13 protein-coding genes and 1 pseudogene are annotated in these 17,067 nt (G+C 62.5%); 2 read left to right on the top strand and 12 right to left on the bottom strand.

Annotated features, from left to right (window positions below; all coding sequences use genetic code 11):
• Positions 1–6: 6 nt before the first annotated feature.
• The 10 genes from JTY93_RS09785 to JTY93_RS09830 form a co-directional block, all read right to left on the bottom strand.
• A complete protein-coding gene (locus JTY93_RS09785) occupies positions 7–1,347 on the bottom strand; it encodes an alpha-amylase family protein (protein WP_205477768.1) in 1,341 nt (446 codons plus the stop codon).
• On the bottom strand, positions 1,344–2,525 hold the full coding sequence (locus JTY93_RS09790) for a glycosyltransferase (RefSeq protein ID WP_205477769.1): 1,182 nt from the start codon (positions 2,523–2,525) through the stop codon (positions 1,344–1,346). The genes JTY93_RS09785 and JTY93_RS09790 overlap by 4 nt, the downstream gene beginning before the upstream one ends.
• Positions 2,525–4,504 carry a GumC family protein gene (locus JTY93_RS09795; protein ID WP_205477770.1) on the bottom strand — a complete coding sequence of 660 codons (1,980 nt, stop codon included), beginning with the start codon at positions 4,502–4,504 and terminating at the stop codon, positions 2,525–2,527. The genes JTY93_RS09790 and JTY93_RS09795 overlap by 1 nt, the downstream gene beginning before the upstream one ends.
• Before the next feature lie 64 nt (positions 4,505–4,568).
• A complete protein-coding gene (locus tag JTY93_RS09800; protein ID WP_205477771.1) occupies positions 4,569–5,384 on the bottom strand; it encodes a polysaccharide biosynthesis/export family protein in 816 nt (271 codons plus the stop codon).
• Between the two features lie 6 nt (positions 5,385–5,390).
• On the bottom strand, positions 5,391–6,302 hold the full coding sequence (locus JTY93_RS09805) for a glycosyltransferase family 2 protein (RefSeq protein WP_205477772.1): 912 nt from the start codon (positions 6,300–6,302) through the stop codon (positions 5,391–5,393).
• Entirely contained in the window at positions 6,302–7,765 is a 1,464-nt protein-coding gene (locus tag JTY93_RS09810; protein ID WP_205477773.1) for a mannose-1-phosphate guanylyltransferase/mannose-6-phosphate isomerase, read from the bottom strand. Before JTY93_RS09810 ends, JTY93_RS09805 begins: the two co-directional genes overlap by 1 nt.
• The gene (locus JTY93_RS09815; RefSeq protein WP_169997582.1) at positions 7,765–9,204 is read right to left on the bottom strand and encodes an undecaprenyl-phosphate glucose phosphotransferase; all 1,440 of its coding nucleotides are present in this window, start codon (positions 9,202–9,204) and stop codon (positions 7,765–7,767) included. The genes JTY93_RS09810 and JTY93_RS09815 overlap by 1 nt, the downstream gene beginning before the upstream one ends.
• A gap of 400 nt (positions 9,205–9,604) precedes the next feature.
• The gene (locus JTY93_RS09820; protein WP_205477774.1) at positions 9,605–12,088 is read right to left on the bottom strand and encodes a TonB-dependent siderophore receptor; all 2,484 of its coding nucleotides are present in this window, start codon (positions 12,086–12,088) and stop codon (positions 9,605–9,607) included.
• A gap of 98 nt (positions 12,089–12,186) precedes the next feature.
• Entirely contained in the window at positions 12,187–13,155 is a 969-nt protein-coding gene (locus JTY93_RS09825; RefSeq protein ID WP_205477775.1) for a FecR domain-containing protein, read from the bottom strand.
• Complete coding sequence (locus tag JTY93_RS09830; RefSeq protein WP_205477776.1) at positions 13,142–13,657, bottom strand: sigma-70 family RNA polymerase sigma factor; 516 nt, start codon at positions 13,655–13,657, stop codon at positions 13,142–13,144. Before JTY93_RS09830 ends, JTY93_RS09825 begins: the two co-directional genes overlap by 14 nt.
• 159 nt (positions 13,658–13,816) lie before the next feature.
• Between JTY93_RS09830 and JTY93_RS09835 the strand changes: the two are divergent.
• Positions 13,817–14,447 (top strand): annotated as a pseudogene (locus JTY93_RS09835) (LysE family translocator).
• A gap of 124 nt (positions 14,448–14,571) precedes the next feature.
• Here the strand turns inward: JTY93_RS09835 and inhA are convergent.
• Positions 14,572–15,252: an isonitrile hydratase gene (gene inhA, locus JTY93_RS09840; protein WP_205477778.1), complete on the bottom strand. Its 681-nt coding sequence runs from the start codon at positions 15,250–15,252 to the stop codon at positions 14,572–14,574.
• Positions 15,253–15,343: 91 nt separating this feature from the next.
• Between inhA and JTY93_RS09845 the strand changes: the two genes are divergently transcribed.
• Positions 15,344–16,312 (top strand): GlxA family transcriptional regulator, encoded by a 969-nt coding sequence (locus JTY93_RS09845; protein ID WP_205477779.1) that lies wholly within the window; start codon positions 15,344–15,346, stop codon positions 16,310–16,312.
• A gap of 6 nt (positions 16,313–16,318) precedes the next feature.
• Here JTY93_RS09845 and JTY93_RS09850 read toward each other — a convergent pair whose 3' ends face one another.
• Positions 16,319–16,855: a GNAT family N-acetyltransferase gene (locus JTY93_RS09850; RefSeq protein WP_205477780.1), complete on the bottom strand. Its 537-nt coding sequence runs from the start codon at positions 16,853–16,855 to the stop codon at positions 16,319–16,321.
• Positions 16,856–17,067 lie beyond the last annotated feature (212 nt).

The following is a 17,067-nucleotide window of genomic DNA, read 5'->3' on the forward strand; positions in this document are numbered from 1 at the left end:
GGCGTGCTACCACACCAGTATCTGCAACGACGGTTTCACCACGGGGCGAATGCCGTTGTAATCGTTAAGGGCTTGCCTGGCGCCGGTCAATGGGTCCAGCAACTCGGCGTGCTGTACTTTGGGCAAGGTGATGCTGGTGCCTTCAGCGCTCCAGTACATCAGCAGGTGTTTACCGTCTTCGCGGGTCCAGGCCACGCTGTAGAAAGTCTTGGGTACGTCCTCCAGCACCGGGGTGACGCCCGGCTTGAGCGTCGGCCCGGTGATCTCGAGGAAGCGGGCGAGGGCGCTGTAGACCGGCTTGGGTTCGCCGTTAAGGTCGAGCAGGCCGTAGTGCTGGTCACGCACGGAGGCGCGTTCATCCAGGTCGGACAGGGCAAACAGGAAGATCTTCTGGTAGTCCTGGGACGCCATCAACGCCAGGCGGCGCAAGGTGAAATCGGCCTGGCCGTCGACGCCGATCAGGTCCTGCATCTCCTTGGGCCCGGCATAGCTGGACCAGCCCCACTCGGTAGCCCACACATCCTTGATCCCGGCACCGTGCAGCACCGCGTTGAGCTGGTCGCCGCGCAGCAGCACTTCGTTCTTGCCTGGTTCGTCAGTTTCCGGGGTCATCGAATACGGGTGATACGCCGCCACCATGCCCAGGGTTTGTACGCCCATTTTGCCGAGGGCTTCGAACATCAGGCTCTTGCCGCTTGGTGGCATCTGGCTGTAGTAGGCCATGCCGCCCATCACCTGGATCTTGTCCGGGGCGGCGATGTTCAGCGCCTGGTGACTGGCCAGCAGCAAGCGTGCGTATTCCTCGGCATTCACCTGCGGGCGCCAATTGTTCGGCAGGTTCTGTTCGTTCCACACCTGCCAGGCGTTGATATTCGGGTAGCGCTTGGCCAATAGCGCCAGGCGCAGGGCGTACACGTTGGCCTCCCGTGGGCGGTACTGGTCCTGGAATTGCGCGCCCTTGGGGGCGGTGGTGATGAAGGGCGCCGAGCCGACGAGGTAGAACACCGAGCGGATCTTCTCGGTCGTCAGGGTACGGTCCAGTTCGTCGAAGGTGCTCAGTTGATAGTCTTCTTCCTTGGGTTCCAGGCGGTCCCAGTGCAGATCGACACGCACCCAGTCCAGCCCCAGTTTCTGGTATTGGCGGATCTGCTTCTGGTACTGCTCGGGCTTGAACCACAGAAAATGCGCGTTCACCCCCAAAAAATCGCGCCAGACCACGGTGCGCTGGGGCGCCAGGTTGACCGGCTCCGCATCGACCTTTTCACTGAGCAGCAGCGCGCCGCCCACGGCCAGGGCAATGACCAATGGCAAGTAGCGCCACATCGGGCGAGTAGAGGACGTGTTCATCGCAAAGGCTCCTTGACTGCGGCCTGGAATAACTCGGTAAAGCGTTGGGCGGTATTGGCCCACTGGCGCTGGCGGCCGATGTCGGCAGCGTGGTCGGCCCATTGGCGGGCCTGTTGCGGGTCGAGAATCAGGTGGTTCAAGGCCTCGCTCAACGAGGCGATATCCCCCTGTTGATAGGTGATGCCATTGCCACCGGCGACTTCTTCGGCGAAGGCGCGGGCGTTGGAGGTAATCACCCCGCGTCCGCAGGCATTGGCCCAGGACAGCGCGCCACTGGTGCCGCGCATCTGGCCAAGGAAGCCGAGCTTTTTCGATTCGCGGTACGGCAGCACCATCACATGGTGCGCCTGGATCGTGCACGGGATATCGGCTGAAGGCAGGTCCAGTTGCCAGTCCACCACATCGCCCAGTTGCAGGGTGGCGATCAGTTGGCGCAGGCCATCGAGGTAGTTGCCGGCTGGGTCGAAGGTCATTTCCGGCGCAGTGCCACCGGCCAGGGTCAGGCGCACCTGGCCACGGCATTGCGGGTGGGCGGCCAGAGCGCGGGCCAGGGCTTGCAGCAGGTCTTCGATGCCCTTGCCCCGGTAGATAAAGCCGAAGTACAGCAGGCGCAACGGTTGCAACGGCGGCAAGGCCACGGGGGCGATGGGCAGGTTGCCGTGGGCAATCACCGCCACTTGCTCGGGTTTGAGGCCCATGCGCTGGCGCAAGCAGTCGCCACCCAGGCGGGTGAGGGTGATCAGGCGACGCATGCTTTTGGCCAGGCGCCGCTCTTCGTAAAGGGTCAATGGATCGGCCAGCAACGCCGCCGCCTGGGGCAGCGGGTGGGGCAGGCGTTCGAGCAGGGTCAATGGGAAGAACAGCTTGGCCCGGCGCCAGATCAGGCGTTCCGGATCGTGCACCGTGGCGGTCAGCGGCAATTGCGGCTGGGCCCGGCGCAGGTAATCCAGGGCCTGGAATTCGGCAAAGCGTCCGCCGCCCAGCTCGGCATGCACCAGGTCCACGCCGCGCCAGTCAAAGGCTTGCAGGCGCTGCAGCTGTTGCGCCAGGTCCAGGCAACCCTCCAGAGGCGTCAGCACCTCCAGGCCCCGTTCGCGCAACGCGCTGCGCAAATGCGCAGCGTAGTCGGCGATCCCGGTCTGTTCCGGCGGCAGTGGCGCCAGCAGCGCAATGCGCATCAGGCCGCACCGCGCCAGCTGTTGATCCGCGCCAGGACATTGGCCGGCACTTCAAAACGGCGGCGGTTGAGGATCATCCCGTCGACTTTGCCGAACGCAGTGGTCAGCAACGACAGGGCGTTCTCGATGGTCGGCACGGTACTGGTGCGAGCTTCGATCACCAGCACAATCTGGTCGGCGCGGCGCAGGGTAAGGAATGCCTGGGGGTTGGACGACAGGGCAGACGCGTCCAACAGCAGCACTTCACCCGGCTTCGCGGCCTCGCTGCCGTTGACCGAAACCCGGTGGCCACGCTCTTCGAGCAGGCGCTTGAGTTGCTCGATGATAAAGCTCACGCCTTCGCCATGCCGTGCCGAGGTCAGGCCCAGGGCAAAGCCTTCGCTGGCGATGCGCTCGGCAGGCAGCAGGCTGTACAGGCGGTAGATGCTGGCGGTGAGGGCTGCCGGCGTGGCGTGTTGCACATCGGGGATGCTGCTCCACAGCGGTACACCGAACACTTCCTGCAAGCGCGCACCATCGTGGATGCGCTGGTCCAGCAGGTACAGCACATAGATGGTCAGCAAACCGACGGCCAGGCCGGCAGGAATGGTGAACAGCAGAATCAGCAGGCTCTTGGGAAACACGCGTGCCGGGTTAAGGGTGGCGTGTTCGATCAGGGCGATGTTGCTGATCTGGCTGCTGTCCAGTTCGTGGTCGATGCGCGCCTGTTCGAGGTTTTCCGAGTACAGCGCGTAGCTTTTCTCGGCGGTGCGCAGTTGCTGGGTCAGCTTGTTCAGTTCAGGTTCATCGGTCATCGCCTGATCACGCTGGGCGCGCAGTTCGGCGAGGGTCTTGTCGTAGTTCTCGATTTCCCCGGCCAGTTTGCGCTCTTGCAACTGGGCGTCGATGATCTGCTGCTTGACGTTGATCACCAGGCTGTTGGGCGCGGTGTTTTGCGAGCGTTCCAGGCGTGTCGCTTCCTGGGCGCTGAGGTCTTGCATGTCGCGGATGTTCTGCTCGATCTGGTTGACCTGCGGCGTGCCTGGCAGGTAGGTGCGCAGCAGGCGTGCGCGTTCCACTTGCAGGGCATTGAGCTGGCGCTTGAGGTCAAGCTGGGTCGGGTTGAGGCTGGTTTCCCGGCCTGTGACCACTTCCGCTGGCTGGTTCTTGATCTGCTGGCTGGCGTTGGCCAGGAAGCTGCGGATCCCCGCGATCTGGTTTTGTGCGGTGACCTTGGCGTCGGTAACGCGGTCGATCTGGTTGGTCAGATTTTTCAGGCGCGCGTCCACGCTGATCGAATCGATCTGCTTCAAGCGGCCTTGCAGTTCATCCTTGAGCCCCTGGATATTGGTGGCGACCTTGGTGCGCTCGGCCTCATAGAAGGTATGCAGGCTCTTGCGCCCGAGAATCCGCGCACGTTCTTCGAGGTAGGCATCGACCCAGGTCTCGACGACCTTTTGCGCGATGACCGGATCGTCCCAGGTGAAGGAAATCTCGATCACCGAGGAACCCGGTTCGTGGCCGGCTTCGAAGTTTTTCTCCAGCTTGGTCGCCAGGCGTTCCAGCGGGCTTTGCTTCTCGGCCAGGCCCACGAATTGCAGGACGCTGCGCACCGCGTCGAGCACTTCGCCGGCGGCTTTCTTGACGTAGAACTTGGTGACTTTCCAGAAGCCCTGTGGCGGCTCGGACGTCATCGCCAGGTAGCGCTCGGCAACGATATGCACGATGGGGCGGCCAGTGAGCATCTTCTCCTCATCCACGATCGGGTCGTGCTGGGTGCTGGGCGCAATCAGCGTCTGGCGGTTGGCGGCTTCGATCGGCAACGTGGTGTTGTCCCGCCCGGGCTTGACCAGCAAGCGCGCGTCGGACTCGTAGCGAGCCGGCAACAGGAAGGCACCCAACACGGCCACCACAATCGTGGTGATCACGGCCAGTTTGAATTCGCGGCGGAAGATGAAAAACAGCCGCAAGAGGTCGCGTAGAGAGCGGATTTCGATCACAGGATCACTCCATTGATGGGGAGGTGAAAACTTCTATTTTTCGGAAGGGCGTGATCATTAGTGGCTAAAAGCATGTGCCACCTCGGCAGTCGACGGTGTTCCCGCTATTTTTAACGTCACTCTGATTCAAGTCGTAGTTCAAGCCCACGCCAATGCCTTTGTTGATGGGGAATAGACGGGTGAAGTACATATCCACTGCTTCCACGGTGGCGCCGATCTTCGATTGCGGCACATAGATCAAATCGCCGCGCTGCAACGCTACCCGTGGGTGATTGGGGTTGGTCAGCATGCTTTCGAGGTTGATGAAGTACATCTTGTATTTGCCATCGGCACCGGTGCGCAGCAGGGCAATGTTGGAGCTGTCAGCCGACGGCAAAACTCCCCCTGAACTAAGCAACGCCTGCTCCACACTGACATTGCCCGCCAGGTCGAAGAACGCCGGATTAGGCACCGCACCACCGATAAACACCTTATTGCTCGGGGCGCTGGCGATGTTCACCGTCACCGCCGGTTCGCGGTAGATGCGCTTGTACTTGTCGGTAATTTCCTTGCCCAGGTCTTCAGGCGTGCGCAATGCCGCCTTGATCCGACCGATGTTGGGCATTGAGATCACCCCATCGGGACGCACGACAAATACCGTCATGTCGTCGGCTGCCGCCGGCTCCTGGGCATCGCGCACGATGCGCAGCAAGTCACCGCTCTGGATCAGCACCTGCGGCGGTGGCAGGTCGGCCAGGCCCAGCGCGGCCTGGTGCCCGGCCTTGAGCGTATTGTTATCAGGAAGCGGCACCCGCGCAGGGGTCGAACAACCAGCCAGCCAGATCGAGGCACTCAACAGGCTGAACAGGGTAAGACGGGAACGTCGGTTGGTAGTCTTCATGACGGCTCAAGTCCAGTAGGTGGAAAACATGCCCAGGCGCTGCTTGAGCGATTTGGGCAGGTAGCGTTCAAGGTGGCCGAGGCGATAGCCCAGCAATTTAAAGGCACTGCGCACCACCACTTCGGGGGCGCGGTGCAAGGCGTTGGCCTCGCGCAAGGCACGTAATTCGGCCAGTACATAGCGTTTACCTTCGCCGCCGGCGTCGCCGAACGCTTGGCGAATCCAGGGCTCGCGGCCGTAGAACACACCAATGTCGAAGTAGCGGTGAAACTCATCCATGAGTCGGTAGTCGTGGGAGTGATAGACCCGGGCGCTGGCCGCGTACTGCACCTTCCAGCCTGCCAGCAGCATGCGCGCGGCGACGTAGGCGTCTTCGCTGCCGATCACATCGGCCGGGAATCCACCGACGGCCTGCAGGGCGCTGCGCCGGTACACCGAAAACGAGTCGGAGCTAAAGCATGTCTTGATCCCCAGCTGCGGCGCATCGGCCAGGCTTTTGCTGCGGCTGTGCGCCGGGTAATTGAAGTGTCGCGACTGCGCCCCCAGCACACCCGCGCCGGGGTGCGGCAGTTGCCGGCCGTAGGCGACGCCGTTGAGTGGGTCCAGTTGCAGCTCTTCGAGCAGCTTGGCGAAGGTCTCGGGTTCGGCCGGAATCGCGTCCTGGGTCATCACGATCAGGGCGTCGCCGCCCACTTGTTCGCTGGCCCAGCGCCGCGTACCGCCGTGGTTGAAGTGGCGGGCGTCGATCACTTCGACACGGGCGCCGAACTCGCGAAAGCGTGCCACCGTGTCGTCGCTCGACGCGCTGTCGACCACCAGCATTTCTTCGGGCTGCAGGGTTTGCATGCGCAGCGCCGGCAGCAGCCGGTCGAGGTGGCTGGCGGCGTTGCGGGTCGGGATGATCAGGGAGGTACGCATCAGGGCTGGGGCTCGCCGGCGGGCGCGCGGCCGTAGATATCGTCGAAGCGCACGATGTCGTCCTCGCCCAGGTACTCGCCGCTCTGCACCTCGATCATCACCAGGTCGATGATGCCAGGGTTGGTCAGGCGGTGTTTGTGCCCGGCGGGAATATAGGTGGACTCGTTCATATTGAGCAGGATCTCGCGCTCGCCATTAGTGATCATGGCCGCGCCGCTGACCACCACCCAGTGTTCGCTGCGGTGATGGTGCATCTGCAACGACAGCGACGCCTTGGGCTTGACCACGATGCGCTTGATCTTGAAGCGGGTGCTTTCCTCCAGCACCGTATAGGTGCCCCAGGGTCGGGTGACGGTGCGGTGCAGGCTGAATGCCGGGTGGTTCTGGCGCTTGAGCTCGGCGACGATATGGCGCACGTCCTGGCTGCGGTTGGCGTCGGCAATCAGCAGGGCGTCGGGGGTGTCGACGATGATCAGGTCACGTACCCCGACCGCCCCCAACACGCGCTTGGGCGAGTCGATGTAGCAGTTGTGCACGTCGTGCAGGATCGCTTCGCCATTGATCTGGTTGCCGTTGTCGTCGCTGGGGGTCAACTGGCGCACGGCCTCCCAAGAGCCGATATCGCTCCAGCCAATGTCACAGGGCACCACGGCGACCTGGGCGGATTTCTCCATCAGGGCCACGTCGATGGAGATGTCCGGCGCGCTGCCAAAACCTTGCGGGTTCAGTTCGCGCTGGCGACTGCTGCTGTTCTGCAGGCTGGTGCTGTGTTCCAGCGCGGCTTTGGCGGCGTCCAGCACGGCTGGCGCGTGGGTCGCCAGTTCTTCGAGCACGGTGGCGGCCTTGAAGCAGAACATCCCGGCATTCCACAGGTGCTTGCCGCCGTCCAGGTAGCCTTGGGCGGTGGCCAGGTCGGGTTTTTCGACGAAACGCTGGACGCTGAAGCCTTGGGCCAGGGCTGTGCCTTGTTCGATATAGCCAAAGCCCGTTTCGGGGCGGTCGGGCTGGATGCCGAAGGTCACAAGGTAGCCCGCTTCGGCCAATTCACGGGCCTGGGCCACGGCCTGGGCGAAGGCGCTTTCATCGAGGATCAGGTGGTCGGCAGGCATTACCAGCAACAGTGCGTCGCCGCCGAAAAACTCTTGCACATGCAGGGCCGCGACCGCGATGGCGGCGGCGGTGTTGCGGCCAAACGGTTCGAGCAGCAGATCCAGGCCCAATTGAGCGGTATTGACCGCGCGGTAATCGTCGAGGGTGCGAAACAGCAGGTCGCGGTTGGTCACCGTCAGCACGCTGTCGACCCCCGGCAGGTGGCTGGCGCGCAGGAAGGTTTTCTGCAGCAGGCTCTGGTCGTCGCGCATACGCATGAACGGCTTGGGCATGTTCTGCCGCGAAACCGGCCACAGCCGCGTGCCCGAGCCACCGGAAATGATGCAGGGAATCAATCCGTTGAGGGGGTTCATCAATAGACTTCCTTGGTGGAAAGGACGGCCGGGACCGTCATGAAAACGATGTACAGGTCAAACCACACCGACCATTTGGCGATGTATTCCAGGTCGTATTCGACCCGTTTCTGGATCTTGAACAGGGTGTCGGTTTCACCGCGGTAGCCATTGATCTGCGCCCAGCCGGTGATGCCTGGCTTGACCCGGTGCCGCGAGCTGTACTCGCTGACGGCTTCCTCGAAAGGAATCCCCGCGGCCTTGGTGGCCGTGGCATGGGGGCGTGGGCCGACCATCGACATGTTGCCCAGCAGCACGTTGAACAGTTGGGGCAGCTCGTCGATGCTGGTCTTGCGGATAATCCGCCCGACGCGGGTGATGCGCGGGTCGAGGCGGGTGGTCTGGCATTCGGCATTGCGGTCGGTCTGGTCGACGTACATCGAGCGGAACTTGAACACCCGGATCAGGTTGTCGTTGTAGCCATAGCGCTTCTGGCGAAACAGCACCGGGCCCTTGGAGTCGAGTTTGATGGCGATGGCCGTCACCAGCATGATCGGCGACAACAGCAGCAGCCCTGCACTGGCCAGCAGCAGGTCTTCGCAGCGCTTGATAAAGGGTGACCAGCCGCGCAGTGGCAGTTGCGAGGTGTTGAACATCAGGATGCCGCCGACATCGGTGATGCGGTTGTGGCCATAGCGCAGGGCGGCCATGTCGGGCACCAGCATGACGTTGACCGACATCTGCCGCAGGCGCTTGACCAGCCCGTTGATGCGCTGCTCGGCGGCCCAGGGCAGGGTGATCATCACCTGGTTGACCTGTTCGGACCTGATCAGCTTTTCCAGGTCGCGGGTGTTGCCCAGCAACGGCAGGTTGCTCAGTTCGTTGGGGATGCGTTCGGTGCGGTCGTCGATAAAACCGATCAGGCCGGAGCGGATATCACTGTTGCGCGACAAGTGTTCGGCCACATGCACGGCGGTGTCGGTAAAGCCGAGGATCACCGTGCGCTGCAGGAACTTGCCGTTCTTCATCAGGTTGCGATACAGGCGCAGCATCAGGATGCGTTCCACGCCAAACAACAACAGGCTCAGGGTGAACCAGAACATCAGGTTGCGCGGGCTCAACTGCGGGAACAGCAGCAGGATCTGGTACATGAACAGCAGGATGCAAAAGGCGGAGATCCAGGCGACCAGCATGACGCGAAAACGCAGGCGGTTGCTGAACAGGTCCTCGGAGTACACCCCCAGGGCCTGGAACAGAATGATGGTCAGGATCGCAAAGAACAGCAGCAGGCCCAGGTAGTGGCTGCGCATTTGCGGGTCCACCGGATCCGGATAGAACAACAGGATCATCGCCGGCAGGACCGCCGTCAGGCCGTGCAGTAATTTGACGAAAACCACAAAGAATTCAACAAAGCCGGTACGAGTCAGGAACAGGCTGTCGACTGACGACTTCTCACGCATAAATCATCCCTCAATGCACCACCAGGACTTCCCTGTTCGGTTGCTCATCCATAAGGCAGTTGCTTACAAGTGGCGCAACGCGAACGACTGCTTTCGCTGGGTAAAGCGCAATTACCTGTCTGCTCGCAGGTATTTTTGCAAAGTAATGGCTAAATGATGGCTCCTTTTGATTCGCTCGTCAAGGTTTTGACTTTTATCAAGGTGGTTGCCGTCGAGTTTCATAAGATACTCTTGTTGTGACGGTTTGTTGACATATTTTGCCGATACTCTCAGATTTATCGAGAATAAGTGATGGCTTTTTGGAGTGTAGGAACAAAAATCGGAATTATCCTGCCGGCAGGAAAACCTTTTTTGACAGAGGGATAGGAGCCGGCTGGCCGGCCCCTACAGGGGATGGGGATCAGAAGTCGCCCTTGATACTCACGGTGAAGTTACGTGGCTCGCCGTAGAAGTTACCCCAGGAGTCGGTCCCGACGGTCTGGTAGTAGTTTTTGTCGAACAGGTTGTTGCCGTTCAGTGCCACGGTCCAGGTGTTGTCCACCCGATAGGCCAGGCGCGCGCTCCACAAGGCGTAGCCGGGTTGTTCCAGCTTGATTGTCTGGAGCCGGTAGTTGCTGCTCTGGGCACTGACGCCGCTGCCCACTGTCCATTTCGACAGGGCGCCGTCCAATTGGTAGTCACCCCATAGCCGGAACATATGCCGTGGCACATAGCTGGTCGAGGCCCTGCCTTCGGCCTGAGTGTCGATGTTGTTGAGGGTCTTGGTCTGGGTGTAGGTATAGCCGCCGAAGACTTGCAGGCGTTCCAGCAGTTCACCGCTGATCTCGGCCTCCAGACCCTGGGCGCGGACCTTGCCGGTGTCGGTGTAGCAGTAACCGTCGGCCGAGGTGCCGCACTGGGTGAGGTAGTCGGTCTGGGCAGCGTTTTTCTCGATGGCGCGGAACAGTGCCAGGGAGCTGTTGAGGCGCCCGTCGAACCATTCGCCCTTGATCCCCAGTTCGTAGTTCTCGCCGATCTTCGGTTTCAGGGCCGCGCCGCTGACGGTGGCGTAGGAGCTTTGAGGCTGGAAGATATCGGCGTAGCTGGTGTAGACCGACAGGTTGTCGTTGAGGTCATAGATCAACGCGGCGAAGGGTGTGACTTCGCCGGTTTCCTTGGTGCGCGCATCCTGTACGCTCCACTCGCCCCAGGCCAGGTTGTTGGATTGGCGGCGGTTTTCGAACCAACTGACGCGGCTGCCAACCACCAGCAACAACGGTTCGGCCAGACGCAGGCGCAGGGTGGCGTAGGTGCCGTATTGAGTGGCAGTTTCCTTGACCGTACCGCCGCGGTACATGGTTGGCCAGAACGTGTCGTCCGCCGGCTCCGGCATGTGGTGATTGGGCTGGTAGAGGGTCTGGCGCTGGGGCAGGTTGCGGATCGCGTACACATCGTCCTGGCTGCCACGGCTGCCGTTGGCGCCGAGGATCAGTTCATGCTCCAGGCCAAAGGCTTCGAACTTGCCGTCGATGTAGGCGTCCAGGCCGTAGTCCTTGTGGTCGTAGTCAAACAGCGCGGCGTAGCTGTTGACCGTGGGGGCCGGGTCGCCATAGGCCATGGTGCCTTGGCTGGCGGCGTATTTGATGTCTTGCAGGTTGCGGCTGTGGACCGCGCTGACCTTGAGTTTCCAGTCGTCATTGAAGTGGTGGGTCAGGTCGGCGAACAGGGTGGTGCGCCGGCTTTGCCAGTCATTCCAGGATTGGCCCAGGCACGTGGAGCGGCTCAGGCCGATGCTCTTGCCATCACTCAAGCGCGGGATGCCGCCCCAGCAGGGCGTGGCATCGACGTCTTCGTAGCTGGCGCCGAAACCGAGGGTGGTATCGGGGGTGATATCCATGTCCAGGGCGGTGTAGAACGCCTGGTCCTGGCGCTTGGCGATATCCATGTATGAAGCACGATTCTGCTGGCTGACCGCCGCCCGGCCGCGCACGGTGCCGCTGTCATTGAGCGGGCCGCCGGTATCCACTTCTGCCTTGTAGTTATCCCAGGTGCCGGCCGAAAGCGCGAGGTGGGTGGTGGGCTTGTCCTGAGGCCGCTTGCGCACAAAATTCACCGCGCCACTGGCGGTACCGGCGCCCTTGAGCATGCCGGCAGCACCCTTGAGCACTTCCACGCGGTCGTAGATCGCCATGTTGGCGCTGAAGCTGTCGGCCTGGACATAATCCTTGCCCATGTCCAGCGGCACGCCGTCGTACTGGTACTGCCCGAGCATCTTGAAACCCCGGGAGTAGAAGTACTTGCCGCCCATAGGTGATTCGTAGGTGGTGATCCCCGGCGTACGTTCCAGTAATTCATCAATGGTGTTGATGTTCTGGTCATCCATAAACTTGCGGGTCATCACACTCACCGATTGCGGGGTTTCCCGCAGGCTGTGTTGGCCCTTGCCAATGGTCACGGCGCCTGTGGTGTAGGAACCGCTGCCCTCGGTGGTGGCGCCCAGGCGCTCGCCGGTGATGGTGGTGGCGCCTAGGTTCAGCGCGTCGGTTTGGCCCGTCGCTGGCAGCAGGAGCCAGGTGTTGTCGCCCTGGCGCTGGGCTTGCAGGTCCTGGCCCTGGAGCAGTTGGCCCAGGGCCTGCGGGCTGTCGAATGCGCCGGTCAGGCCCGCGCTGGTTTTGCCGGCCACGCTGCTGGCGTCATAAGACAGGCTGATGCCGGCCTGGCGGGCGAACTGGTCAAGTGCGCTGGCCAGTGGGCCGGAGGCAATATTCCAGGTGCGCGTCTGGCTGTCGCGAGTCGGCTCCTGGGCCAGGGCGGTGCCGGGCAGGGTGCTTGCCAGGCAGGCACTGAGCAGGGCGGCGTTGATGGCTTGGCGCAGGGGGGAACGCTGTGAGGGGAACGCTTGCATGAGCGCGGGTTGCTCCTGAAGGAAGTGGACAGAACGGGCCTGTTGATCGGCCTTTCCTTACAGGTCGAACGGCAATGAGAATTCACCTCATTTATTTTTCAGGAGCGGGCGGTGCGCGGGGTAACCGTGACCCAATAGCGGCTGCGATAGGTGACACTGACCGGCAATGCCTGGGCGACCAACGCCAGCACTTGATCGGTATCGCCCACCTGATAAGTGCCCGACACGCGCAGGCCGGCGACGGCCTCGCTGCAGCGCAACAAGCCGTGGCGGTAGCGGCCCAGTTCGCTGAGGAAGTCATCCAGGCGCATATCGCGGGCGCTGATCACGCCGTCGCTCCAGGCCCAGGGATCGAGGCCGTTGGCGGGCGGGGGATGAATCCCGTCGCGGTTGAACAGCACCTGTTCGCCGTGCTTGACCACCTGGCGGGCATTGCCTGATAGAAGGTCGGCAAACACCGCGACGCTGCCCTGTTGCACCGCGAGCAGGGTGCCTTGGGGCTCCTCGCGCACCATAAAGCGCGTGCCGAGCGCCCGCAGATAACCGTTGTGGGTCTGTACCCAGAAGGGCCGTGGCGAACTGCCGTCGCGGCCGGTATCGATCAGCATCTGGCCCTGGCGCAGTTGCACCAGACGTCGTTCGCGGTTGAACGCGGTGTCGATGGCGCTGGCGCTGTTGAGTTGGATACGGCTGCCGTCATCCAGGCTGATCCAGCGCTGTTCACCGGTGGTGGTGCGGTACTCGGCCAGCAGGCTCGGCAGCGGCGTGTAGTCGCGGCCCAGCCAGGTCAACCCGGCGCTACCGGCCACAAGGCCCAGCAGCTTCAAGCTCTCGCGGCGGCTGATCCGCCGGCGAGCACTGTCCAGGGTCTGGCGACCGAGGTGGGCGGGCAGATGGTGCAAATCATCATTCATCGTCGCGACCCGCTGCCAGGCCTGCTGATGCTCGGTGCTGCTGGCCAGCCAGCGTTCAAACGCGGCGGTGCTGGCGTCATCGGCAGTGTTGAAACGCAGCTTGATCATCCATTCAATGGCCTGGTCCACCAGGCGTGGATCAGCAGTCGGCATAGCGCAACCGATAACAGGCATGCAGCGCCTTGGCCAGGTCGCGTTCCACGGTGGCCTTGGACACGTCCAGGCGCAGGGCGATCTGCGGGCAGGTCAGGCCGTCCAGTTGCGCCAGCAAAAATGCTTCGCGCACCCGTGGCTTGAGCTGGTCCAGCAGACGGTCAATGCGCTCCAGGCTGTCGAGGATCAACAGGCGGGTTTCTGGCGAAGGGGCTTCGTATTCGGGGAAATGGGCCAGGCTGTCGAGATAGGCGCGTTCCAGTTCGCGCCGCCGATACTGGTCGATCATCAGGCTGCGGGCGATGCTGCTCAGGTACGCCCTGGGTTGCAGCAAGCTCTGCTGCTTGCGGCTATTGAGCAGGCGTACGAAGGTTTCCTGTGCCAGGTCGGCGGCATGCTCGCGACAGCCGGTACGCCGCTTCAACCAGCCGCGCAGCCAGGAATGGTGGGTCTGGTAGAGCTGGCCGATTGCCGCATGATCCGGAGGGTAGTCGCTCGACATGGTCGTCCTGGCGCAGGCGTCTTAATTGATAACGGTTCGCATTCTAGACGTGGCCTGTGGGATTGGGCAATCACCTATCTTCAGGTACTGCGCCGGCAAACTGGTATCGGTGCCTGAGGTAGGACTAATCTACGGTTTTCCCTGGCGGATGAGTTGAGCATGATCGATCTCGCAACTCTGGCGGTTTTCTCTGGTTCCGTACTGCTGTTGTTGCTGTCTCCCGGGCCAAACATGGCTTTTGTCATCAGCCATGGCGTGAGCTACGGCTGGCGTGGTGGGGGTAGCGGCTGGCCTGGGGATCGGGGTGGCAGACCTGCTGCTGACCGCATTGACCGCTACCGGCGTCACCGCCCTGGTGGCCAGTTGGCCTCCGGCCTTTGACCTGATTCGCTATGCCGGCGTGGTCTACCTGCTGTGGCTGGCGTTCAAGACCTTGCAGAAAAAACCGTCCCTGGACACCGCCCAGGTTGTGCGGGTACGCCTGGGCGGGGTGTTTATGCGCGCCATGCTCAACAGCCTGCTCAACCCCAAGGCGCTGTTGTTTTTCATGGTGTTCCTGCCGCAATTCGTCAAGCCCGAGGCCGGCCCCATTGCCCTGCAATTAGTGCAGTTGGGTTTGGTCCTGACGTTGATTGCGGGCGTGTTTCACGCGGTGCTGGGAATTTTTGGCGGGGCGATCAGCCGGTTTTTTGCTGGTAGTGAAAAGACCGCAGGCTTGCAAAAATGGGGGCTGGCCACGGTGTTGACGGTGCTGGCCGTGCGCCTGGCGTTGATGCCGCGCACGGTGTAGATGGCGCGCAGGTATATCTCCTTGTGGGAGCGGGCTTGCCCGCGATAGCGGTAGGTCAGCCAAAACATTCGGTGACTGACACGACGCCATCGCGGGCAAGCCCGCTCCCACATTAGTTCGGCCTTTAGCCCAGCCGCGCCGCTGCCCTTGCGGTGATTTCGGCGCGGGTCTTGCGTGATTGCGCGGTGCGTTTGTTGGCCTCGTCCAGCACAGAGCGTGGCGCGGTGTCTGGGCGCCCGGCGTTGAAGGGCGGGGCCGGCGCATATTCGAGTTGCAACTGCACCAGTTGCGCGGCCGCCTCGCCGTACAACTCGGCGGCCAGGGTCAGGGCAAAATCGATCCCCGCCGTAATGCCGCCACCGGTAAACAGATTGCCGTCGCGCACCACGCGTTCCTGTATCGGGATCGCGCCCAGGGTGGCCAGCATGTCGTGATAGGCCCAGTGCGTAGTAGCCCGCCGCCCGCGCAGCAAGCCCGCCGCACCCAACACCAGCGAGCCGGTACACACCGACGTCACATAACGTGCGGTCTGGGATTGTTGGCGCAGAAAGCCCAGGGTCGGCTCATCTTCCATCAACGGTCCTACCCCTGAACCGCCCGGTACGCAGATCACATCCAGCACCGGGCAGTCGTCGTAAGTGATAGTTGGACAGAGCACCAACCCGCTGCTGGAAGTGAGTGGCACCAGGTCTTTCCAGATCAGGTGTAGCTTCACATCCGGCAATGACGCCAGCACGTCGTAGGGGCCGGTGAGGTCCAGTTGCTGGATGCCGGGGAACAACACAAAGCCGATCTGCAAGGTCATGGTGAAACTCCAGGAGAGGGGGATGGACGGTTCCACTCTAGTGGCCTAGGCTTTGGCGCATACGCCATTGAGCCCACGAATCACGCCAATCATGCCGAAAATCATCCATGTACTCGCCTTTGCCAATGTGCAGGTGCTCGACGTCACCGGCCCCTTGCAGGTGTTTGCCTCGGCCAATGACCTGGCGCGCCAGCAAGGCTTGCCGTTGCCCTATGCGGTCAACGTGATTGCCGCCCAGGCCGAGCCGGTGATGACCTCCGCCGGCTTGGCCCTGGTGGCCGAGCCGTTGCCTGGCGCCGAGACGCCCTGTGACACACTGGTGATCGCCGGCGGCTGGGGAGTTTATGGCGCGGCCGAAGACCCGTACCTGGTGGAGTGGGTGCGGGACAAAGCCCGGCACTCACGGCGCGTGACGTCGGTGTGTACCGGCGCTTTCCTGCTGGCTGCCAGCGGCCTGCTGGACGGCTGCCGTGTCGCGACCCACTGGACGCGCTGCGAGGAACTTGCGCGCAAATACCCGAGTCTGCAGGTCGAGGCCAACCCGATTTTTATCCAGCAGGGGTCGGTCTGGACCTCGGCGGGGGTCACCGCCGGTATCGATTTGTGCCTGGCCCTGGTGGAAGAGGACCTGGGCCGCGCGGTGGCCCTGGAGGTGGCGCGGCACCTGGTGGTGTTTCTCAAGCGCCCCGGTGGGCAGTCGCAGTTCAGCGTTACCCTGTCCCTGCAAAAGGGCGGCAGCCGCTTCAGCGAATTGCATGCGTGGATTGCCGAACACTTGCACCTGGACTTGAACATCCCGACCCTGGCGGCGGCGTGCGGCATGAGCGAACGCAGCTTCGTGCGCCATTACCGCGCCGAAACCGGGCAGACTCCAGCGCGAGCGGTAGAACTGATCCGCGTGGAAACCGCACGCCGGCAACTGGCCGACAGCGCCGTAGCGATCAAGCGCATCGCCGCGCAATGTGGTTTTGGCAGCGAAGAAACCATGCGCCGCAGTTTTCTGCGCGCCTTGTCGATCACTCCGCAGGTTTACCGCGAGCGGTTTTCGGCGCCGGCTTGAGTCAGCTCAATGCTCGTGTGACAGCCGTGAAAACACCTGCAGGTCCTGATAACACCCCGCCCAGAACCCGGCCTCGCGCAGCACTCCTTCGCGAGTAAAGCCCAAACGTTCCAGCAGTGCCTGTGACGGCCGGTTTTGGGGATGGACCAGCGCTTCGACACGATGCAGGTGCATCTGTGCAAAGCCCCAATCGAGCACGCTGCGCAGGGCCTCGCTCATCAAACCGTTCCCCCTGGCCGACGGCGCCAGCTCACAGGCCAGGGCGCAACTGTTCCAGTGGCGATTCCATTTGAACAGCCCGCAGGTGCCAATCAACCTGCCGTCATGCTCCAGGCCCCAGCGCGTGCCCGGATTGGCCTGGGTGCGCCACTGGGCGAAGGTGGTTATCAGGGCATGGGCCTGGGATAGGTCGGTCATGGGGTCGATGCCAAACCAAGGCATGGCCTCGGCATCGCGATAGATCGCGAACAGCGCCGGGGCGTCGTTGGCGGTCAACTCCCGCAGTTGCAAGCGTTCGGTGGAGAGGGTGGGGAAGCTATTCAAGTCGAGTTGCCTGGTTGGCGGGAGTCATGCTCGTTCCGTGAGCACAGGAGCAGCGGTATATACCTGGCTTTTTTCGATTGTGAAAGAAGTCGAGGTTCTGTGCTGCCGATGGCGAGCGGGCTATTGTGGCGAGCGGGCTTGTTGTGGCGAGCGGGCTTGCCCCGCGTTGGGCTGCGAAGCAGCCCCAATAGGGTCACCGAGTTCCATCAGGC

It is taken from the genome of Pseudomonas hygromyciniae (genome assembly GCF_016925675.1).
Lineage (GTDB): Bacteria > Pseudomonadota > Gammaproteobacteria > Pseudomonadales > Pseudomonadaceae > Aquipseudomonas > Aquipseudomonas hygromyciniae.

Coding starts and splice junctions, on each gene's coding strand:
- inhA (WP_205477778.1), bottom strand. CDS start 15,252: ATGACCTTGCAGATCGGCTTTGTGTTGTTCCCCGGCATCCAGCAACTG.
- JTY93_RS09820 (WP_205477774.1), bottom strand. CDS start 12,088: ATGCAAGCGTTCCCCTCACAGCGTTCCCCCCTGCGCCAAGCCATCAAC.
- JTY93_RS09785 (WP_205477768.1), bottom strand. CDS start 1,347: ATGAACACGTCCTCTACTCGCCCGATGTGGCGCTACTTGCCATTGGTC.
- JTY93_RS09810 (WP_205477773.1), bottom strand. CDS start 7,765: ATGAACCCCCTCAACGGATTGATTCCCTGCATCATTTCCGGTGGCTCG.
- JTY93_RS09825 (WP_205477775.1), bottom strand. CDS start 13,155: ATGCCGACTGCTGATCCACGCCTGGTGGACCAGGCCATTGAATGGATG.
- JTY93_RS09815 (WP_169997582.1), bottom strand. CDS start 9,204: ATGCGTGAGAAGTCGTCAGTCGACAGCCTGTTCCTGACTCGTACCGGC.
- JTY93_RS09830 (WP_205477776.1), bottom strand. CDS start 13,657: ATGTCGAGCGACTACCCTCCGGATCATGCGGCAATCGGCCAGCTCTAC.
- JTY93_RS09845 (WP_205477779.1), top strand. CDS start 15,344: ATGCCGAAAATCATCCATGTACTCGCCTTTGCCAATGTGCAGGTGCTC.
- JTY93_RS09805 (WP_205477772.1), bottom strand. CDS start 6,302: ATGCGTACCTCCCTGATCATCCCGACCCGCAACGCCGCCAGCCACCTC.
- JTY93_RS09800 (WP_205477771.1), bottom strand. CDS start 5,384: ATGAAGACTACCAACCGACGTTCCCGTCTTACCCTGTTCAGCCTGTTG.
- JTY93_RS09790 (WP_205477769.1), bottom strand. CDS start 2,525: ATGCGCATTGCGCTGCTGGCGCCACTGCCGCCGGAACAGACCGGGATC.